This window comes from Microcoleus sp. MON2_D5 (assembly GCF_036701905.1).
In the GTDB taxonomy this organism is placed as follows: domain Bacteria; phylum Cyanobacteriota; class Cyanobacteriia; order Cyanobacteriales; family Microcoleaceae; genus Microcoleus.
In genome coordinates, this window is sequence record NZ_JAUBRM010000025.1 from 1 (window position 1) to 20,426 (window position 20,426).

The following is a 20,426-nucleotide window of genomic DNA, read 5'->3' on the forward strand; positions in this document are numbered from 1 at the left end:
AGGTACTGGAATAATAATGAATCCTCCTGTATTTATTGTTTTAAGCACTGCCTAGCCCTTAACTGAACCGTATTGCATCGCATAACATCGCCCTTTATTTTTTGTGATGACCGACGATCGCCTTTCACGCATCAAGATCGATCGCCCCTCGCACCAAATACCAAACACTGCGATGATTCTACCAAGAGCGATCGCCCTTCACACCAAATACCAAATAGATGTCTGCGGTACAATCAAGGTAAAACTCATGATTAATCTTTTAAAAATTAACACGATCAACTGACTGCTGACTAACTAATGCAAAAACTTGCGGACTTGATATTCGCGACTTTCCGCGATCGCAATTTGCCAATCGCCCATTTTGGCATCCAACTCGTCGATTGTGCTTTGTGGCACAGACTTCCACTTCTCCCTAGTTTCCCAGCGAATCAACATCACCACCTCATTTTCCACCGGATCTACCCAAACTTCTTTGCCTAAAAAACCGTCGCAACTTTTTAGTCCCGCCGTCCAAACTTCCTGATCTCGCTGAATAAACTGCTCCCACTTTTCTTGAGGTACTTTAAATTTAAGCCACTCAATAACCATATTATTTCCTATCCGTAAACAGCCCATTAATCGTTGCCGATGGCAATTCTAATTATCAACTCCGTTCCCTCTCCCGGACGCGAAACACAGTGCAACTTACCGCCGTGCTTTTCTACTACTAAATGCTGGGATATTGCTAGACCCAAACCAGTGCTCGTGTCTGGACATTTAGTGGTAAACAAAGGGTCAAAGATGCAGTCGAGGACTTCTTCAGTCATGCCAGGGCCGTTGTCACTAATGGCGATCGCAACTTCGTTTTCCCCTACCACGGAGGTCCGAATCCGAATTTCGGGAGTGAATATTTCAGAGCTCGACCTGGCTGAAGACAAGTAAGACTGATTTTGATTTTTACCATACTTTGCGTGATGTCTCCCCCCTTCTTCCAAAGCGTCGATCGCATTTGTCAACAAGTGCATGAACACTTGGTTTAAGTGTCCCGCATAGCAGTGAACTTGCGGCAAATCTCCGTACTCTTTAACTAGAGAAATCCCCGGCCGTCCTCCTTTAGCTTGCAGGCGATTTTGCAATATCAGCAAAGTGCTGTCCAAACCTTCGTGGATATCAGCAGGCTTCATTTGGGCTTCGTCGGTACGCGAGAACAAGCGGAGCGATCGCACGACATCGCGAATCCTTTCCGAACCGACTTTCATTGAATTTAGCAGTTTTGGCAAGTCTTTTTTGATGAAGTCTAAGTCTAATTCTTCCATCAAATCTTGAATTTCCCGCACGGGACGGGGATAATACTTTTGGTAAAGGTCGATCGCTCGCAGCAGTTCTTGAATGTAGCCGGTGGCGTGGCTGACATTGCCGGAAATAAAACTAACTGGATTATTAATTTCGTGCGCTATTCCTGCTACCAACTGCCCCAGGGAAGACATCTTTTCTGTTTGAATCAGTTGAGTTTGAGCTCGCTGCAAAATTAACAGCGTCTGCTCTAATTTAGCCGCTTGTTGTCGCAAGCGTTCTTCGGATTCTTGCAAAGCCAAAAGAGACTGTTTGCTTTCTGTAATATCCAATCCGACAAATACCGCCGCCGTACTGTTATGGTATTTTTGAGCGACAATTAGATAAGTTTTATTTTCTCCTCTGATGCTCGCTGTTACTTCTTGAGATGTCTTCTTTTTATGGTTGGCAAAGAAATCGTATACTAAATCGTTAAATTTGGGACTTGTATCTAAAAAACCTACTTTTTGACCGATAAATAGTTCGGCAGGCATTTTGTAAGCGGTAGCTAAATGTCGGTTTACTCCCAAGTAGCGCAAATCGGAACTTACCCAAGAAACTAATCCCGGCACGGCGTCCAAAACCGCTTGAAGTTGCTCTTTCGCCTCTAAAAGCGCTGATTCTGCTACTTGGCGATCCGAAATGTCGCGGGCGATCGCGCAGCGGTATTCGCAGCCGCCGTATTCTATATAATTGACTTTAACTTCAACGGGAAAACTGGGGCCGTCTTTGGTTTTGTAAGTGGTTTCAAAAGTGAGGTTGGTTTGCTGCTTCAGTTGAGCCCAGTGTTCTCGCCAATCCGATGCTGGCAACTGCGAATCGATGTCGCTAACCCTCATGTTTAGCAGTTCCGATTCCGAGTAGCCGAAAAGATGGCAAGCGGCTTTGTTCGCGTAGCAAATTTGACCGTCGGACGTAGTAAAAAAGATTGTATCAGCAGCATTTTCGAGGGCAATTTGAGTTAGTTGCGGTATAGTTTCTAACTGCTTGCTTTTGAGCTCGGACTGAAATTTATTAAAGCAATTAGTTTGAGCGGGAGCCTCAGCTATCTTAGATGCAAACAAAATCAAACCGCCGATCGCACCTTCGCTATTTGTCCAAGGCTGAAATACCCATTTTACCGACTCGCTGACAGAGCCGCTTGCGGTTTTTCCTGATACAGATGCGATCGATCGCCCTGCCACAAACTCGCTGTATTCCAAAACTCCCGTCAAACAAGCCTGGGCATTTTGCTCCCAATATTCCGGGAGATTCGGGAACAGTTCCCAATGAGATCGGCCGATGGCCTCGCCGTCGCCCAACCCCCAATCGGTTTCCCAGCGACGAGAAACCGACAGATAGCGCATTTCACAATCTACCATTGCCACGGCCTCGGCGGAGCGCTCCACAAACCGCCGAAATCGGTCTTTACTCTCGGACACGGCTGCCTCTGCGGGTTGTTGGGCGATCGGGACAGTCCCGTCAACGTACCTTCCCAGTCCCTGACTTTTTTGCTGAACTGGCTTAGTGTGCACGGTTTGGGATTTCCTCCATAGCTGTCAAGTCTGAAAAATTCTGTTTGAGACCAAAAATGCTGTTTTCCCCTGATGTGCTCTCTCGGTCGATATCCTTAGAGGGTCTCACCCATCATTGATATCATTTTTGATGGGGATATGTCTATAGGCATTGCTATCAACTTAAGACCAAAGCTAGTGCCCGCTTGCTGTTTGACCATTAGGCATTGATCGCGCCCGCGCCCCCGAATAGTCGGAGGAGACTGGAGTGATCTCTTGCCTGCCCCGACTGTGCGGGGGCGCAAGAGGGCAGCGACACTAGGCAAAAAACGAGAGAGACAAAGGGTTTTAGGCGATTGTTGACACCCATGGTCTATAGGTACTCAAGAAAGTTTGCCCCAAACTTTGATATTCAGAAGATTTCCTGGTGATTGTTCGGTATTTTATACAAGTTCCCAAAAGAATGCAACTGTAGGCCCGCGCTCCAAACCATGAGCTTCCTCAGTCATTCCCAATTCTTTAATTGAAAACCCCACATCGAACATGGTTGAGATCGTGTAGCCAGTGCGATCGCCAGATAGCTTGAGAATGCAAGAGAGCGCTCAAACAAATTTGTGCGTAAATTCACTGGTAAAATCCACTCTCCCTTTGCGTAACATTGCAGGATCTAATCTTTCAGTGGTGTTGCAAGTCATCAAAACTACGAGTTTTTGCTGAAATTGAATGCCGTGTTCGTCGATGACGCTTTGATACAAAGTTCCATCCAGCAAACTCAAAATGTGTTCAGTTTTGTTAGTGCGTTGGGCTTCTGCTGTCGATCTATCTTGAGCCAAATTATCAGCCTCGTTGATAATAATACAAATCCGCTCTAAATAACTCGGAGGCACAAAATTTTCCACAGCATCGTGGTCTAAGATAAAAATCACATAACCTAGCGGCACTAAAATTTCCTTTGCTACCGCTTGCGTCCAAGCAGTTTTGCCCGTACCCGGTTCGCCACTGACCAAAACAGCCAACTGATTTTGATCCAAAATTGCCTGCTGAATTGTATCGGTAAAACTTTGAACCTCCGCAGAAAAAGTGCGAATTGGGAACTGGCTGTGAACCTGTCCGACGCGGCTTTTGTACCCCCCCAGAATCACCGCTAAATTATAAGTTGCCTTGCTAACGAGCGGCGCAATATCTTGGCAAATTAGAGTGTAGCAGCGTCTTCCCCTGTCGTAGCTGTCAATTTGCAGCCAGCAGCCGAATCGAGCCCAAGAAGCATAAACAGTACCCAAAACTTCCAAGCGTTCCCAGCTAATAAATCGCTCCGGAGGATAAGAAAAATGTCGCTCCATAAAAGACTGGGTAATTGCATCCGGTTTCCCTAGCAAATCCAGAACTTTGAAAACAGTAATCTCTTGGAGTTTGTTAAGAACGTAGTCGATGGGAATGCTAGCGCGGCTGACCAATTGCACCACAGGCGTTTCGGTAACTAAAACGTCTTTGTAGCGGTAATCCGGGTAAACTGGCTGCGGAGTAATGTAATCCCAAAATTCATCAATTTCGTAGCGAGTATTTTCCGAAAATACATTTAACATATTTGCCCACCAAGTATATTGGTGTCGTCCCATTGCATCGGCAATGTCGCTAGCTGCCCCTAAAGTTTTTTGAGCTAGTTCTAAGGGGTCGCTAGACGCTAAATGTACCAGGTGTTCCCAATCTAATTGACGGTAAAAAGGTCGCCAACCCGAGCCTAGCAGACCTCTATTTGGAGAATTGTTTTGATGAAAATTGTTTTCGCGATCGCCCATATCTTCCGCACTCATTTTGCAAAACTCCTACTTACTCTTATTTTACAGTTTTTGTGGTACACATTCTACAAAAAAAGTGAAAATTATCAACTTATTTTGAGATAAGCGGGCGGCACAAAATCTACTAACCAAACTTTGTTTGCCGAGCAGTAAAATGTATGACCGTCGCGTTGCATGGCTGCGGCATCTACACTAAAGACTGCCGGGATGCCATGTCTTGCACCTACTTGGCGCGCCGTCTGGATATTCACGGACAAATGAACGTGATGCCGCGACATTTTCCTAATTCCTTGACTGAGAATAGACTCGACAACAGTGCTACCTGTTCCGTGATATAAAATATCTGGGGGAACAGCGGGTTCTAACTGCAAGTCAACCTCTACGCTGTGTCCTTGATTGGCACGAATTAGAGTGCCTGTGGAGTCAAATGAAAAGCGCTGCTTGTCGTTTTGCGCGACTACTTTTTTGAGTTCTGCAAGCTGAACTGGAAAGTTATTTTTTTGGCACGCATCGAGGAGTTCGCTAACAGTAACCCAGCCACCGGGAGCGAGTTCAATGCCGATGCGCGATGGGGCGTGGCGCAGGTGTTTGCTGAGATATCGGCTAATTTTTACTAATCGAGCATCGTTCATAATTTTACTTTATTTATTGAGCTTTTAAATCCCCTATTACAAAATGTCACTAGCGGGTTGTATCGTTGATGGGAGGCGGGTTTGTTGAATCTGTTTGCACTGCCAGAGGGCGCTTGAGTGAACGCGCCTCTACAGGTTTAGGAGAAGGCTTCCCGGATCTAAAAAATAGTTTTACGCGCTAATTCAGGTGGTAATGTGCGCGCTTCAGCACCTACATAATTAGGTTCTGCGTCCGGGAGTAAAAAAGTATTCGGTGTGCCATTTTCCACGAGCTTTATCTTTTGATAATTATCAAAAAGTTTGCCTTTTGCCGAATGCCTTCTACCTTGGAATAACGCCGCCAAAAATAGCAAAATTTAGATAGCGCCAGTGACATCCTGCGTCGGCAAAACCTGCTTGTGCAAGCCACTTTGTCTGCTCTTCCACAGAGGAGGGAATATCTTCTTCGAGATATTTTTGAAACCAGGCTGCATCGTCTTCTCCGTTAGCTTTCATGTACTGCCGCCACAACTGTTCGTATTGCTGAGTCAGCCGGGGAGTAGCACCTGTCACAATATCTCGAATTAGCAAGATTCCCCCTGGATTCATCGAGTGGAAAAGTTTGTGAAATAGCTGTTGTTTGCCTGCGCTGTCGAGGTGGTGGATCGCCAACCCTGAAACTACCAAATCGTAACCGCTGCCGAAATCATCTTCGGCAAAGTTTCCTTGCTGCAAGGTCAGCCGTTCTCGGAAAGCGGACAAGTTAGTTTGGCAAGTTTTCAGCATATTTTGGGCGATGTCAAAGGCTAGAACTTTTGCTTGAGGAAATGCTTGCAGAATCCTAGCCGACAGTATGCCCGTTCCCGCGCCTAAATCCAGAACTTTTATGTTACCATTAGTTTCAGAAGGGATTAACTGCAATATTACATCGTGTTGCTCGCGATATCGCGGAATGAGGCGCGGAATTAAGCCGTCATAATCAAAAGCTCTTTGTTCAAATTGCTCGCGTACAGCGTCTAAATTCACAGACGATTTTCCTCAAATTGTTAATAGTTGAGTGCGTCAATGCAGTTGGGCGGTTCTCTTCTCTGAAGGTATATTACAGATATAATACAAAAAATTTACATACCTGTCAAGATATAGAATAAAATAATTTAAAAGAAGTTACGGACGATCGCCAGACAGGGACTTTGTGCGCCCAAACCAGCCCCCGATCTGGGAACGGTCTAGCCCTGCACATATATCTCCTTCAGTGCAGATGAGGCAGAATGCCACAGACTCGAAAGCCTGCCGAAGACGAGACTTTGTGCCAGATACTAGGAGTAATTGTGAGAAAAAAGTTGACGGCTATGATACCCGTTTCAAACAAGAATGCAACTGTCGGTGTGTGCTCCACACCATAAATTTCTCAGTGATTCCCCCTAGTAAAATATAAAAGATACAAACGAATGAGCGAGCAGCCGACGATCGGCTAGATCTGAAAAAATCAGTCCTCAGATTGACAAACTTTAGCCAACTATAAACAAAAATTGAATTGACTCCCGAGTGGATGTGGTACCTGCCAATTTTTCAGGAAGATGAAGAGATACAAAATATTACACCCGTCGGTGCGGGAAAGAAAATTGTGATAATGAATCAGGATGCGATTAGATTAGGTGTCAGCCGTCAGGGGAAAATAAAAGCCATGGAAATCCAACAACGGAGTAAGGATAAGCCCGATCGCCAGCAACAAAATGCGTCCGATAGGCTCGATCAATTTTCTACCACAAAAGAGGTAGATTCCTTGCTGCAAGAATGTTTAGATTTTAAAAGAGTGATCAACCGATCGGCACTTGCGGTGAGAACTGACGCGCGAGGAATTATCAACTATGTCAGCGAACGAGTTTGCTCCATCTCCAACTATTCCCAGGCTGAACTAATCGGCAGGCACTTCGGCATCCTCCATTCGGAATATAAATCTTCGGAAATAATCAAAAATCTCCTATCAACTGTTGCCAAAGGTGAAGTTTGGCAAGGAGACATTAAGAATAAAGCCAAGAATGGAACTGATTATTGGGTGTACGCAGCAGTAGTTCCACTGTTGGACTGTAAGGGAAAACCCTGTCAGTATTTGGCGATCGGATTTGACATCACCGATCGCAAAGCCGTTGAAGCAGCCCAAGCCGAAGCCAACCGGGCAAAAGACGAATTTCTGGCGATCGCCTCCCACGAACTGCGATCGCCCCTGAGCGCGATTTTGGGATGGGCGCAGCTAGCTCGATCGCGCAATTTCAACGAAGCCACCACCAACCGCGCTTTGGAAATCATCGAGCGCAACGCCAAATTACAAAACCGGCAAATAGACAATCTCCTCGACCTCTCGCGGCTGCTGCGGGGGAAAGTGTGCCTGAACATGAGCCGAGTTCACCTCCCGTCGATCGTAGAATCTGTGATCGATACCCTCCGTCCCGACGCCGAGGCTAAAAACATCCGCCTAGAAAAACATTGCGACCCCGCCGTAGGCTACATTTTGGCAGATGCAGAACGCTTGCAGCAAGTAGTCGCGAACCTCGTTACCAACGCCATCAAATTCACTCCAGAATCGACACCAAACCCAGTTCAAGTCCGGATCGAGCCTAGTCCGTCCGGCGTCTTGATTCGGGTCAGCGACAGCGGTTGCGGCATCGACCCCAAATTTCTGCCGCACATCTTTGACTACTTCCGCCCCGCAGACAGCTTCCAGAGCAAGGAACAGCACCGGCTTGGGCTGGGGCTCTCAATTGTGCGGCAGTTAGTGGAACTGCACGGGGGAAGTGTTTGGGCTTCGAGTCCCGGCCTCGGTCAGGGGGCGACCTTTGGGGTGCTGCTACCGAGCCCCAACAAAAATGCACCCGACGATCGCACTGCTGCGATCGCCCAAAGTGAAAGCAGACCGGGATCGGTTTCCAAACCCCTAGCGGGAAAGCAAGTCCTGGTGGTGGAAAGCAGCGCCGAGATCCGAAAATTTCTCAAAACTGGCCTCGAAGCATTTGGAGCCAAGGTAACAGCGGTGGGTAGCGCCGCCGAAGCGATGGCCGAGTTGCAACAGTCGCGGCCCGACGTGTTGGTGAGCGATATGGAGGTGTCGGGAGCAGACGGCTGCGATTTGATCCGCCGCATCAGAGCAATGGAAATGTCCGAACACAGGGAACTGCTGCCGGCGGTGGCGCTGACGGGAGGCATCGAGGAAGAAGATTCGGCATCGGCGCTGGAGGCGGGGTTTCAGAGGCATTTGTCGAAGCCGGTGGAAGCGAATCAGTTGGTGAGCGCGATCGCCCAATTGGCGGGACTGACTGGATTCAGCGCCGGAGAGTGGGGAGCGGGAAATGTCGGCGCGAGCGGACCCCAGACCCCGCTGCCGGAACCTAACAGTTCTGAGGACAAAAATAATGGGGAACAATTAACACCTGACAGCCAAGAATTACCGCTGTTGCTGGTAGTAGAAGACAACAATTTTTTGGTGGCTTACCTCCAAACTTTATTGAGTCCGTACTATCGAGTCGCCGTGGCGAGTGACGGAGTTGAAGGTTTAGAAAAAGCCAAAAGTTTGCAGCCAAATTTGATTGTGAGCGATCAAATCATGCCCAGACAAAACGGGCTGGATTTGCTTAAGGAGATTCGGAACACGCCAGAATTGAAATCGACTCCGGTAATCTTTTTGACAGCGCGATCGGGGATGGAAGCTCGGATCGAAAGTTTGGATGCGGGTGCTGACGATTATATTTCAAAGCCTTTTGACGAGAGGGAATTGCTGGCGAGGGTGAGAAATTTGTTGCGATCGCACGCAGCCGAACAGCAGTTGGCGGAACTCAACCGTCAGTTGCAGCAGCAGAAAAAGCAGTTAGAAACGGTGAATAGAGCCTTGCACTATTTGGCAACTTACGACAGTTTGACTGAGGTAAGAAACCGCCACTCTTTTAATGAATACCTCGAGACGGAATGGCGGCGTTTGGCAAGGGAAGAAGCACCGCTGTCTTTGATTATGTGCGACATTGATTATTTCAAACTTTACAACGACACTTACGGTCACCAAGCGGGGGATGAATGTTTGCGGCAAGTGGCGGCGGTTATCCAACATTCGGTAAAGCGACCGGCAGATTTAGTAGCGCGTTACGGTGGAGAAGAATTTGTAGTAGTTTTGCCGAATACGGATATTGAAGGTGCGACTTGCGTAGCTGAAACGATCGCACAACAGGTGCGGGGTTTGCACATACCTCACGCTAAGTCTGCTGTCAGCGAATACGTGACGCTGAGTTTGGGTGTAGCTTGCTGCATTCCGGCGCCGATCTCGCACCCGGGGGCGCTAATTGCGATCGCCGACGAGTCGCTTTATCGGGCGAAAGAATCAGGGCGCGATCGAGTTTCGGTGGCCACAGTTGAAGGATAATATAATAGTTAAATCAACTTGTATGGTGTATCAGAGATCGATTCGTTTCGACCACTTAAACAGATTTTTTGGATCTGACGCACCCTACCAATGTGCTGGCAAACTTGTGCCAATTCAAATTGCTATAAAATGTTTAAAGGAGGTCGTGCCATGACAGCAACATTAGACAAACCAAAAGACCAGCACCTAATTCACTCCGGGATTGATTGGCAACAATTCAAGCTAATCGAGCAGGGATTTTCTGACTCCCCCGGCATCCGACTTTTTTATTTCAAAGGTGACGTAGAAATCTGGGCAGTTTCGCAAGAACATGAATCTTTCAGCAGGACGATCGCAAGTTTGCTGATGGACTACTTTGTGGAAAAAGACATTGAATTTAACCCGTTGGGTAGCTTTACCCAAGAGAAGGGACAGGAAGTCTCAGTACAAGCTGATGAATCTTTTTTAATTGGCAAGTCAACAGGTATTACCCCCGATCTTGCCATCGAAGTAGTGTTTACCAGTGGGGGAGAAAGCAAATTGAATCGCTACCAAGCATTAGGAGTCCCCGAAGTTTGGTTTTGGGAAGACGGAGTATTTGGTCTGTATCATTTGCGATCGCACGGATATGAAAAAATTGAAAAAAGTGAATTTCTGCCCGGTTTAGACATCAACCTGCTGTCTCGCTGCTTGCTGATGGCTTCTAGGGTTGAAGCAGTTAAGGAGTTTCGGCGCGGGATTTCTGCGGTTTAGAGAAAAACTGGTTTGGGCGATCGCTCCCCCATTTATAAATATATTGTTAGGATACAAGACTAATCTTTGTCTTCTTTCATTTGCTGGCGAATGGCTGCCCCAATCTTAGTATCGAAATCCGAATCTCCCACTTTTATTATGATGGAATTCGATCGCTTTTTTCGCCTGTATAAGTAGGCTTGCAGTGCAGCTTTCTCCTCGCGATTTTTAAGAAAATAACGCTTCAATTCTCCCTCGGATATTGCAGTATAATCTACTTGGCTCATTAAAATACCTGCCCATTTGGAGCAATTTCAATCTCAATTTCCTCGTCATCTCTAGCCACTACGAACAAGTTTTTGCTTCTATCGTCAACACAGATGAGGTGAATAGGTTGCGATGCCAAATATGTCAAGCAATAAGTGATTCGATACAAACCCTCTAGCGACGGGTAAATAGGCATTCAAACCTAAAACTTTCTCGAAACTAACATCTACTGTAGCATTTCTGTCTGCGATCGCACTTTCACCTTCCAAGATAACGTCTGTCAGTGCAGCAAAGAGTTATGGAATTTGGTTTGTGGCTCTTGACAGCCATGTATTACAAATGTAGTATTGAGTTACGGTAGAAAAGCTCGATCGATCGACACCAGCAAACAAAATTTAGAAAAAACCTATGCAGCCCATCCGACAAGGCGACGTAATTCTCACGCCCGTACCGAAAATCGAAGGAGAAAAAAAACCTCACCTAACTCTCGCCGAAGGTGAAGTCACCGGACATTCTCACCAGATTATTGAGGGACAAGCTGAACTGTACGAAAAAGACGGCACTCTGTACTTGCGGGTGCTTTCACCCACAGCTTTATTGAGTCACGAAGAACACCATGCGATCGCAATTCCCCAAGGTAATTGGATGGTGCGAATTCAGCGCGAATATGAGCCGCAAGGTTGGAGGTATGTCGCAGACTAAGGTTAAAAAACTAACGCCTGAACAAGCAGCTTTGATTCCAGTTTATCGGGAAAAGTGGAGAGCGATCTCGCTTTCCACTGGCCCGATAAATCGCTCGCAAGCTGCGGAAACAATAAAATCGGCTTACAGTGCGATCGGCAAAAAAGCACCGGAAATCATTTTTGTCGATCGCCCCTACGAAGCTGCGGATCTAATCGTCAGTCGATTTGACAATCCCAGCAGCGAACTGCGGAGCCAATTCGAGACAAAACTTCGCAGCCCGCTAGAAAAACAACTGCGGGGTTATTTGGGAAGCCAACTAGAAACCGAACTGCAAAACCAACTGCAAACAGAACGGTCAGCTCGACTTTATACTCAACTGCAAACGCAAATGTGGGAGGCGCACCGCAATTATTTATCTGGCAAAATAGCAAGCGAATTGCCACCGGAAGAGGTGTTCAATGAGCCGAGTCGAGACTTTTACTGGCAAAGATTAGGAACAAAACTATTCAGTAATTGCATTCAACCAGTATTGTGGGCTGCTTATGGCAGTTTCTTGGATTTTTGCATTTCCGTTCTAAATTTACCTCATTCCTGCGGCAGAAATTGGATAGTTTTTCAATCGATTGTCCGGGATTGCGGCTTGATTTATCCCTATGACAAAGTTTGCATTGTCTGTGAAAAGCCGATCGCACTTTCCGCAGACAGCAACCACCGCTTGCACGCCGAAGGAAAACCAGCGGTACAATTTGCCGACGGTGTTTCGATTTACGCCTATCACGGCGTGATTTTGCCGGAATGGTACGGTAGGCTGCACCCGCACCAGTGGCAGTCTAAGTGGGTGTTGAAGGAACAGAATGCGGAAGTTCGGCGCGCGTTAATTCAGGGAATTACTTACGATCGCATTTGTCAAGAATTAGCGGTTACAGAATTAGATAGTTGGCAGGAATACACTTTATTAAGCATCGAGTTTGACGATGATTTTGATTGGGTGGGTAATGCAAAGCCAGTTTATTTGTTAAAAATGACTTGTCCAAGTACGGGACACATTCACGCTTTGCGAGTGCCGCCAAATGTGCGATCCTCTTCGAGGGCTTCGCTAACGGCTCTTGAGGCAATTCGTTGGGTAAATTGGGGAATCGAGCCAGAGGAGTTTAGCGTACAAACTTAAAGATTTTCGATCGCCATGATAGCCAGCCTGGGGTTTAAACCCCAGGCTCAAAGCTCAAGTCAGTTTTAACTGACTGTTCAGATCGTAACGCTGCATAAATAGACAACAAATATTGTACGCGATCGCGATCTAACCATTTAATTTCAGTCGGTTTCAACCGACTTAAGCTGTGAGGCAGGGGTTTAAACCCCTGCCGGACTGAAATTTTACCAAACTTGAGTCAGAATTTATTATGCCAGAACCACAAGCAAACCAACCAATTAATTTCAGCAGCTTTGCCGAATGGTGCAAGCACAAAGATAGTCTTTCAGAATCGGCAAGACATACAGTTGAAGTCCTGTTAAAACAGGCTGGCACTTGTGATTGCAATGAAGCCGATCGGATACTATCAAAGAGGACTACGCTGCATCTGGTAAACCATCAAATATCCGATATAACACCCCTGCAATTTATGACTAAATTGGAATGGCTGCATCTGGAAAACAATCAAATATCAGACATAACACCCCTGAAATCTCTGACTAATTTGATCGATTTGTGGCTGGAAAACAATCCAATATCAAAGATGACTTCCCTGCAATCCCAGTGGGAATTTATCGCCAGTTCTACAGAGCGAATAGATCGCACCCGTGCGGCAGCAGCGATCGAATTTGCCTGTGCAGCCGTCGGTGAGACAAGTATTAACGTTATTATTTGCGCTAGCCCTCATGCAGCCATAGCACAGTTAAAAAAACAGCAACATCTCACTCAGGGAACTGATTTTATCAATCTACTTCAGAAAAAGCTAAAACATGAGTGCTTAATCACATATAGGAATGGTGATTATGAATTAGTGAGATGGGAGGGGCAGCTAGAACAAGAATTGAGAGGAGGTTTTCCGGACTACAGGAACCGCTCAAGACCCATTATTCCGCCATACTTGTTGGGTACAATCTGCGTGGCAGAACTTTGTGTTTCTACATTCGGAACTATTTTCAAACCTGGGGCACAGAAAGCCTTAGAATGCTTTCAGCAGCTTTTAACAGAATGCGGCTGGATTTTTGCGTTTTATGATGTTTGCTACGTGTGCGATCGCCCAACCAAACTCTGCCTCGACAGCGAACATCGCCTTCACGCAGAAGGAGAATCGGCAATTGAATTTTCCGACGGCTACAAACTATACTCATATCACGGAGTAACACTGCCCGAAGCATACGGACAAATTCACCCCGATCGCTGGCAAGCGACTTGGCTTTTAGAGGAAGACAATGCGGAAGTTCGGCGAGCGTTAATTCAGGGAATTGGCTACGCGAGAATTTGCTCTGAATTACAGGCAACAGAATTAGATTGCTGGAAAGAATACACGCTGCTAAGAATTGATGCTGATATTGATGGCTTCGATCCTGATGATTTAGACCCTACTTTTTTCGATCCTGTTTATTTCGGTGGCGATGGTAATCCTCCTAAAAAAGAACCTATTTATTTGTTAAAAATGACCTGTCCGAGTACGGGATTTATTCACGCTTTGCGAGTGCCGCCTGATGTGACATCTGCTAAAGAAGCAATTCGTTGGGTAAATTGGGATATCGATCCAGAGGAATTTAGCGTGCAAACTTAAAGATTTTCGCTCGCCTAATCCATCCAACACAAATCAATGCCCCGCAGTGTGCCAGTTCACAGGGTGGAATGCACAAACCACCGATCGCCCAAAAACGGTTAATAACATGAAGAAGAAGCCCACCCTCGGTCGAAGGTGGGCTCAGTTCATGCCAGCTTACCGACAGCTAGGCAATCGGGTCTCTTGGCTGGTAGACGTAAAATATCGGAAAAAGATCCGAACGTCCGAAAAAACTTATCGCCCACCATTCAGCTTCAGTTTACCCAACCGGATCGGGAAAATTGCGCCCCTAGCGATGTTCCCCTGAAACCGGGGAACACTGGGGCTTCAACTTTTCAATAGACTTCTGCAAAAAAGCTCGTCTTGGGCCGGCAGGATGCCCAACCCCTACTCCGCACAAGAATTAAAATTTTTCCAGAAGTCTCATAATTCTCCTCTTTAACTTTGATTTCCCAACCGATTAGGCATCGTGATCGTGTGCAAAGCGACGGAACAGGAAATCTAGGGCGTAGTTCCGCAAATTGTAGTATTCCGGATCTTCCATCATTTGAACCCGATCGCGCGGACGCGGAAAAGGAATCTCCAAAACTTCGCCAATTGTCGCCGATGGGCCATTAGTCATCATCACCAGTCGATCGGCTAAAAACAGCGCTTCATCAATGTCGTGAGTAATCATCAACACCGTACAGCGGTGATCGTTCCAGATTTTCAGCAACTCTTCTTGCAATTCCTCCTTAGTAATTGCGTCCAGAGCACCAAACGGTTCGTCTAAAATCAGCACTTTCGGGCGAATTGCCAAGGCGCGGGCAATAGAAACCCGCTGCTTCATCCCCCCCGAAATTTGCGGCGGTCTTTTCTCAGCAGCTTCTGTCAATCCCACCATCGCCAAATGTTCTTTGACGATCGCATTTTTTTCCACCTTCGACTTATTCGGAAATACAGCATTAACCGCCAGATAAACATTTTCAAACACCGTCCGCCAAGGCAGCAAAGCGTAACCCTGAAACACCACCATGCGATCGGGGCCCGGCTTCGTAATCCGCTGCCCGTTAATCGACACGGTGCCCTGGCTCGGATGGCTAAAACCCGACACCATATTTAACAGTGTTGATTTGCCGCAGCCCGAGTGTCCGATCAGAGTAATAAACTCTCCCTCAGCTACATTCAGATTGACGTTTTCTAAAGCCCTGTAACCGTTTGGATATTCTTTGTAAACATTGTCCATCACCAAAAAAGGTTGGCGGCGGTCTTTTCCCCGCTGGATTTGAGTTTTGGTGTTCGTCTGGTTTTTAGTGGTGTTGAGCATGGGTTTAGGAAATTGTGAGTGGGTGATTCGCAAAGAAAGAAGGAAGTTCGGCAACGAGCAATGTACGGAATTTAATGGATGTAACGGAGGTCATGAAGAGGGAATTGCTCACTAGCAATTAACAGCTAAAAACCAACAACTAACTATTAGCAATTACCCTGTTTTTATCGAACAAAAAACCGCTCTAAGCAGCTCTGCGGCCGGAATCGAGTACAACTTCCGCCATCGTGAAATCGCGTTTAATCGCCAGATTGTTGAGATAGCCGATCGGATCGTCAGCATTAAACACCGAGCCGTCAAACAAGCTGAGAGAACCGCGAGTGTAAGTAATATCAGCCATCCCCAGCTCTCGCGCCGCCGTGCTGAACGCACCGACTCGCACCACCCGCTCCAGAATTTCCACCCAGTTGCGCGGGAACACAGTATCGCCCCAGCGCGCCATCTGCACCATGTGCCAGAGTTGTTCGGTGCGGCTTGGGCGATTCACCCCCTCTCCAGAAAACAAGTGGTGGGCGTATTCCCGCATCGGAGTATCGAGGTTGCAAGCAACAGATTTCGGGTCGCCTAGTTGGATGTAACTCTTATCAGTAGCGACGTATTCCCTTCCCGCGACAATTTCCGAAACCTCGGCGGCGTGATTTGGATCGGCGCAATAGTGGCAAGCTTCCAGCAAAGCTTTGACTAGAGCAATGTGAGTGTTGGGATAAGCATTTGCCCAGTCTTCCCGAACTCCGAGAATTTTCCCGGGGTGTCCGGGCCACAGTTCCAAATCTGTCGCCACCGTAAAGCCGACTCCTTCCATCGATGCCCGCAAGTTCCAAGGTTCGCCGACGCAGAAACCGTCAATAGTGCCGCCCTGCAAGTCAACAATCATCTGGGCTGGAGGGATATTTTTCAGCAACACATCGCGATCCGGGTCAATGCCGCCGGAAGCCAGCCAGTAACGCAGCAACAAGTTGTGCATCGAAGAAGGGTGAACGATGCCCATACGGTGCGTTTGCGCGGGCGTTCTCTGGAGCATTTTTTTAAAGTCGGCCAGAGTGTAGATCCCTTGGTCGTAAAAGCGCCTCGCGAGGGTAATTCCGTTGCCATTGCGGCTCATGGTGAGGGCTGTAACCGTCGGAATCGGCTTCTCTTGGTGGCCCCCCAAGCTCAACCACACCGCCATCCCAGAGGGCATTTGAGCTGCGTCTAAGTAACCTGCGGCGATGCCGTCTACGATGCCGCGCCAGCTTGTTTCCCGCACGAGGTGGACTTCATCGAGACCGTGCTTGGCAAAAAAGCCTTTTTCTTTGGCGACAGCGAGGGGAGCACAGGCTGCCAGCGGAATAAAGCCGAGTTCGAGGTTGACTTTTTCTAGACCGTGGCGGGCGATCGCGGGTACTTTCCGCGCCCGCAGTTTTTTCACCCGCTTCTGCTGGTTGAGGAAGTAAATCATTTCGCTGCGTAGAGCGTAGTAGCTGGGGTGTGAGACTACTTCCATCCGTTTGCGGGGGCGGGGGATGTCTACTTCGAGAATGCCGCCAATCTTCGATTCTGGGCCGTTGGTGAGCATGACGATGCGATCGCTCAGCAACACGGCCTCATCTACATCGTGCGTTACCATCAGGGCGCTGATTTCGTACTCTTGGCAAATTTCCATCAACTTTTCTTGCAAGTTGCCGCGAGTCAAAGCATCCAAAGCGCCGAAGGGTTCGTCTAAGAGTAACAGTTTGGGGCGCAGGGCCAGAGCACGGGCGATCGCCACGCGCTGTTTTTGTCCGCCTGATAGCAGTGCGGGTTGCTTCTCGGCGTGGGGCGCCAAGCCCACCATATCGATGTGTTTTTGAATGATGTCGAGGCGTTCCGCCTTGGGTAAGCCACTCATCACCGAATCTACAGCTAGAGTAATATTTTCTCTGACCGTCCGCCACGGTAGCAGCGAATAGTTTTGGAATACTACCATGCGATCGGGGCCTGGCTGGGTGATTCTTTGCCCTTCAATTGTCACCAATCCGGATGTCGGCAAATCCAAACCTGCCACCATATTGAGCAGCGTAGATTTGCCACAGCCGGAGTGTCCAATTAATGAGATAAATTCGCCTTTTTTTATTTCCAGATCGATGCCTTTGAGGGCTATGTATGTGCCACCGTCGGATAAATTAAAAACTTTTTCCACTTGTTCTACTGCAATCAAAACAGACATGATTTTCTTGCCTTTTTTGTAGGTTTGTTATTTCGATAGCTGCTAATTAACTTCCCAGGCAGAGCCTAGAAGTAGAGTGGAGGGAGAGACGGGAAGCATAAATACTGTGACTCCGTTACCCGTAGAAGATTATCTACTGCTTCGCTCTTCTTCCCTCTTCTTCCTTCGTGTCCTAGCGCTTGCGCGCCGCTTCGCTAACGCGTCTTCGCGGTTAAATAATCCTAATTCTTCCGGCATCAAAGAAGTAACTCAAAACTACTTTCCTTGACTAGGAGCAATCTTTTGCTGCAACCAAGCCATCATGCGATCGAGCAACAAACCAACAGCCCCAATGTAGAACACCGCTAACAGAATTTCGCTGATGTAGTTTTGCTGGTAAGCATTCCAAATAAAGAAGCCGATACCCGTAATCCCAGACATCACGATTTCCGCAGCAATAATCGCCAGCCAAGCCAAACCGATCGCAATTCTCAATCCTGTGAAGATATAAGGAAGCGCCGACGGAAACAAGATGTTGATGTAATATTCCTTTCGAGTAAGTTGCAGCACTTTCGCCACGTTGTTGTAATCGTCGGGAATTTGGCGAACACCTTCAGCCGTGTTGATTAAAATCGGCCAAACTGAAGTGATAAAAATAACGAACAAAGCAGCAGGTTCGTTTTGTTGCAGTGCAGCCAGGGCGATCGGCACCCAAGCCAAAGGCGCTACCATCCGCAAAAACTGGAAAATCGGATCTAAAGCCTTGTTCAAAAAGGGATTCGTACCTACCACAACTCCCATGCTGATTCCCACAGCGGCCGCGAGAGTGTAGCCTTTTGCTACCCGTTCCAAACTCGCCAAAGTCTGCCAAAATAAGCCGACTCCGTAGGTTTTGGAGTTCATAAAAGGATACAGCAACAAAATCCGCGTCCGTTCGTCCGTCCAAACGCTGATCGGCCCCGGCAATTTGATAATTCCCAAACTCGACAGGAACTGCCAAACTAACAGAAATCCAATTACTCCCAAAAGTGGTGGCAAGATATTCGGGGAATTATTCTTCCAAAACTCGCCAAAAGCTCCTTGTGCATTGCCGCCTCTCCGACTTGTACTTACAGCCATGCTGGTAATCTCCTATGTCTGGTGGTGTATATTTTCGAGACTAAATTTCGAGACTAAATTATGCGAAGCTAAGACCCCATCACACTTTTTTAATTGCCAAACTCTTGAGGTAAGCTTCTGGCTGAGCCGGATTAAATTCTGTACCGTCAAAGAATTTCTCAACGCCGCGAGACGTACTTTTCGGAATGTCAGCATCAGCAACTCCGGCTAATTTTGCTGCGGCTTTCCACAAATCTTCTCGGTTGACTTTATCGATGATTGTCTTAGAATCTGCCAAGGTTTTTGTTGGCAAGAAACCCCAGCGAACGCTTTCGGTTAAGAACCACAAATCGTGACTCTTGTAGGGATAGGAAACGTTGCCAATGTCGTCTTTCCAGTACAGCGGACTGCTCTTGAAGTCGTTGATGTCTGGTTTGCCGTCGCCCATGACATACTTGCCTTCATAAGGAGGCGTCAAAACGGTGGGAGATACGTCAAAGAAGTTTCTTCCAGAAACAATGGCGACCAATTCGGCTCGATGTTCGGGCTTGTCGCACCACTGCTGGGCCTCAATTAGTCCTGCGAGTATGGCTTCGGTGGCTTTGGGGTGTTTGTCTACCCAGTCGCCGCGAATTGCTAGATATTCCTCTGGATGTGCTTTCCAGATTTCGGAGGTGAGGGCGGACATGAAGCCGATGTTTTCTTTGACAATCCGCAGCGGCCAGGGGTCGCCGGTGCTGAAACCGTCCATGCTTCCGGTTTTCATGTTGGCGACAGTTTGGGCGGCCGGTACTGTTAGCAGTTCGACATCTGTATCGGGATTGATGCCGTTAGCTGCTAACCAGTAGCGAATCCACAAGTCTTGGTTAACTTTGGGGAAGGTGTAAGCTGCTTTGAAGGGCGTGCCTGCTTGTTTGAGGCCTTTGATGTAGTCTTGGGCCGCTTGATCTAGTTTAAGTCCGAGGCCTTTGCCTTGGTGTTTGGCCGCGATCGCAATTCCATTTCCCTGAGTGTTCAACTGGGCCAGAACATACATCGGGATTTGGACGCCGTTTTTGGTGATCAGACCTTTACTAATTTGATAAGGCATGGGCATTTGCCACTGGCCGCCGTCAATGCCGCCGCCTGCCGATCCGATTTCTACGTTATCTCTTGCCGAGCCCCAGTTGGCTTGCTTAGCAATCGTGACTTCAGTCATGCCGTATTTGGCAAAAAAGCCTTTTTCTTGGGCAATGATTAAAGGTGCTGCTTCGACGATCGGGATATACCCCAATGTGATTTTAGTGCTTTCAATTCCTTCGACTCTTTTCTCGTTGGCAACAGCCACTACTGAGGTAGCTGCGGGTATCGCGCCGTCAGCACCGGCAGTTGCACCGGGTTCTGGGGGATTTCCCAAACAACCTTTGAGCAGTATTGAACCCAGGGCAGATGCACCTGCTTTGAGGATAAATTTACGCCGAGAAAGCGCAGAAAATTCATCTGAAAATCTTGTCATAGCATAGCCTCGCTGCAATTCATAATCTTCTGTAACAACATTCACTGAAGTTTATCAATGCGCTTTTTTTCTGTTAGCTAATGGAATTTAGCGAACTGTTTTGAGCGCAGGTTGGCAGGAGGGAGCAAAAGATTTATCGCTAGCATAAGTCTTTAAACTATCCCTGCGGATTTGACTTTTTTGATTAACTCAATATTTCGATCGGCCGACTTGTGCGATCTCCCAAAAAGCGAGCAGCACATTTTCTTGGCTTGATAATTAACTCTACCGTACTATTGCAGAAATTCTAAAACAATTATTAAATTTGACTGATAAGTAAA

At 47.4% G+C, this 20,426-nt stretch carries 17 protein-coding genes; 6 read left to right on the forward strand and 11 right to left on the reverse strand.

The features are described from left to right. Positions 1–106: 106 nt before the first annotated feature. Positions 107–283 (forward strand): hypothetical protein, encoded by a 177-nt coding sequence (locus QUA47_RS11260; RefSeq protein ID WP_333430800.1) that lies wholly within the window; start codon positions 107–109, stop codon positions 281–283. An 11-nt stretch (positions 284–294) separates the two neighbouring features. Here the strand turns inward: QUA47_RS11260 and QUA47_RS11265 are convergent, their stop codons facing one another. The 5 genes from QUA47_RS11265 to QUA47_RS11285 all read right to left on the reverse strand — a co-directional run bounded on the left by QUA47_RS11265 (position 295) and on the right by QUA47_RS11285 (position 6,237). After that, positions 295–588 (reverse strand): TIGR03792 family protein, encoded by a 294-nt coding sequence (locus tag QUA47_RS11265; RefSeq protein WP_333430801.1) that lies wholly within the window; start codon positions 586–588, stop codon positions 295–297. Between the two features lie 26 nt (positions 589–614). Beyond that, positions 615–2,825, reverse strand: coding sequence for a PAS domain S-box protein (locus QUA47_RS11270; protein WP_333430802.1), 2,211 nt, complete (start codon positions 2,823–2,825; stop codon positions 615–617). A 581-nt stretch (positions 2,826–3,406) separates the two neighbouring features. Beyond that, positions 3,407–4,615, reverse strand: a complete 1,209-nt coding sequence (locus tag QUA47_RS11275) for an AAA family ATPase (RefSeq protein WP_333285696.1) — start codon at positions 4,613–4,615, stop codon at positions 3,407–3,409. Between the two features lie 71 nt (positions 4,616–4,686). Next, positions 4,687–5,232 (reverse strand): RNA 2'-phosphotransferase, encoded by a 546-nt coding sequence (locus QUA47_RS11280; protein ID WP_333285698.1) that lies wholly within the window; start codon positions 5,230–5,232, stop codon positions 4,687–4,689. Positions 5,233–5,553: 321 nt separating this feature from the next. Further along, positions 5,554–6,237, reverse strand: coding sequence for a class I SAM-dependent methyltransferase (locus QUA47_RS11285; protein WP_333285699.1), 684 nt, complete (start codon positions 6,235–6,237; stop codon positions 5,554–5,556). A gap of 508 nt (positions 6,238–6,745) precedes the next feature. On the opposite strand from QUA47_RS11285, the gene QUA47_RS11290 reads away from it, so the two are divergent. Together QUA47_RS11290 and QUA47_RS11295 are read left to right on the forward strand one after the other, a co-directional pair. After that, positions 6,746–9,616 (forward strand): diguanylate cyclase, encoded by a 2,871-nt coding sequence (locus tag QUA47_RS11290; RefSeq protein ID WP_333430803.1) that lies wholly within the window; start codon positions 6,746–6,748, stop codon positions 9,614–9,616. 150 nt (positions 9,617–9,766) lie between these two features. Then, positions 9,767–10,348, forward strand: coding sequence for a Uma2 family endonuclease (locus QUA47_RS11295; protein ID WP_333430804.1), 582 nt, complete (start codon positions 9,767–9,769; stop codon positions 10,346–10,348). Positions 10,349–10,407: 59 nt separating this feature from the next. On the opposite strand, the gene QUA47_RS11300 is transcribed toward QUA47_RS11295, so the two are convergent. Then, on the reverse strand, positions 10,408–10,614 hold the full coding sequence (locus QUA47_RS11300; protein WP_333430805.1) for a DUF6887 family protein: 207 nt from the start codon (positions 10,612–10,614) through the stop codon (positions 10,408–10,410). After that, positions 10,614–10,790, reverse strand: coding sequence for a DUF6888 family protein (locus QUA47_RS30980; RefSeq protein ID WP_445302505.1), 177 nt, complete (start codon positions 10,788–10,790; stop codon positions 10,614–10,616). The genes QUA47_RS11300 and QUA47_RS30980 overlap by 1 nt, the downstream gene beginning before the upstream one ends. A 212-nt stretch (positions 10,791–11,002) precedes the next feature. On the opposite strand from QUA47_RS30980, the gene QUA47_RS11305 reads away from it, so the two are divergent. The 3 genes from QUA47_RS11305 (at position 11,003) to QUA47_RS11315 (ending at position 14,043) form a co-directional block, all read left to right on the forward strand. Beyond that, positions 11,003–11,296 (forward strand): hypothetical protein, encoded by a 294-nt coding sequence (locus QUA47_RS11305; protein WP_190733711.1) that lies wholly within the window; start codon positions 11,003–11,005, stop codon positions 11,294–11,296. Then, positions 11,283–12,446, forward strand: a complete 1,164-nt coding sequence (locus QUA47_RS11310) for a DUF6745 domain-containing protein (RefSeq protein WP_333430806.1) — start codon at positions 11,283–11,285, stop codon at positions 12,444–12,446. The genes QUA47_RS11305 and QUA47_RS11310 overlap by 14 nt, the downstream gene beginning before the upstream one ends. A gap of 232 nt (positions 12,447–12,678) precedes the next feature. Further along, positions 12,679–14,043: a DUF6745 domain-containing protein gene (locus QUA47_RS11315; protein WP_333430807.1), complete on the forward strand. Its 1,365-nt coding sequence runs from the start codon at positions 12,679–12,681 to the stop codon at positions 14,041–14,043. Positions 14,044–14,503: 460 nt separating this feature from the next. On the opposite strand, the gene QUA47_RS11320 is transcribed toward QUA47_RS11315, so the two are convergent. From QUA47_RS11320 to QUA47_RS11335, 4 genes are all read right to left on the reverse strand, one after another. After that, positions 14,504–15,349 carry a nitrate ABC transporter ATP-binding protein gene (locus QUA47_RS11320; RefSeq protein WP_333430808.1) on the reverse strand — a complete coding sequence of 282 codons (846 nt, stop codon included), beginning with the start codon at positions 15,347–15,349 and terminating at the stop codon, positions 14,504–14,506. A 184-nt stretch (positions 15,350–15,533) separates the two neighbouring features. Continuing rightward, entirely contained in the window at positions 15,534–17,534 is a 2,001-nt protein-coding gene (locus QUA47_RS11325) for a nitrate ABC transporter ATP-binding protein (protein WP_333407439.1), read from the reverse strand. 255 nt (positions 17,535–17,789) lie between these two features. Further along, positions 17,790–18,632: a nitrate ABC transporter permease gene (ntrB, locus tag QUA47_RS11330; RefSeq protein ID WP_333285718.1), complete on the reverse strand. Its 843-nt coding sequence runs from the start codon at positions 18,630–18,632 to the stop codon at positions 17,790–17,792. Positions 18,633–18,711: 79 nt separating this feature from the next. Beyond that, positions 18,712–20,106, reverse strand: a complete 1,395-nt coding sequence (locus QUA47_RS11335; protein ID WP_333430847.1) for a CmpA/NrtA family ABC transporter substrate-binding protein — start codon at positions 20,104–20,106, stop codon at positions 18,712–18,714. Positions 20,107–20,426: the final 320 nt, after the last annotated feature.

Bases quoted from the DNA above. Each gene is read 5' to 3' on its own strand.
- QUA47_RS11265 (WP_333430801.1), bottom strand. From the start codon at position 588: ATGGTTATTGAGTGGCTTAAATTTAAAGTACCTCAAGAAAAGTGGGAG.
- QUA47_RS11280 (WP_333285698.1), bottom strand. From the start codon at position 5,232: ATGAACGATGCTCGATTAGTAAAAATTAGCCGATATCTCAGCAAACAC.
- QUA47_RS11320 (WP_333430808.1), bottom strand. From the start codon at position 15,349: ATGCTCAACACCACTAAAAACCAGACGAACACCAAAACTCAAATCCAG.
- QUA47_RS11275 (WP_333285696.1), bottom strand. From the start codon at position 4,615: ATGAGTGCGGAAGATATGGGCGATCGCGAAAACAATTTTCATCAAAAC.
- QUA47_RS30980 (WP_445302505.1), bottom strand. From the start codon at position 10,790: ATGCCTATTTACCCGTCGCTAGAGGGTTTGTATCGAATCACTTATTGC.
- QUA47_RS11300 (WP_333430805.1), bottom strand. From the start codon at position 10,614: ATGAGCCAAGTAGATTATACTGCAATATCCGAGGGAGAATTGAAGCGT.
- QUA47_RS11335 (WP_333430847.1), bottom strand. From the start codon at position 20,106: ATGACAAGATTTTCAGATGAATTTTCTGCGCTTTCTCGGCGTAAATTT.
- QUA47_RS11260 (WP_333430800.1), top strand. From the start codon at position 107: ATGACCGACGATCGCCTTTCACGCATCAAGATCGATCGCCCCTCGCAC.
- QUA47_RS11295 (WP_333430804.1), top strand. From the start codon at position 9,767: ATGACAGCAACATTAGACAAACCAAAAGACCAGCACCTAATTCACTCC.
- ntrB (WP_333285718.1), bottom strand. From the start codon at position 18,632: ATGGCTGTAAGTACAAGTCGGAGAGGCGGCAATGCACAAGGAGCTTTT.
- QUA47_RS11315 (WP_333430807.1), top strand. From the start codon at position 12,679: ATGCCAGAACCACAAGCAAACCAACCAATTAATTTCAGCAGCTTTGCC.
- QUA47_RS11310 (WP_333430806.1), top strand. From the start codon at position 11,283: ATGTCGCAGACTAAGGTTAAAAAACTAACGCCTGAACAAGCAGCTTTG.
- QUA47_RS11305 (WP_190733711.1), top strand. From the start codon at position 11,003: ATGCAGCCCATCCGACAAGGCGACGTAATTCTCACGCCCGTACCGAAA.
- QUA47_RS11325 (WP_333407439.1), bottom strand. From the start codon at position 17,534: ATGTCTGTTTTGATTGCAGTAGAACAAGTGGAAAAAGTTTTTAATTTA.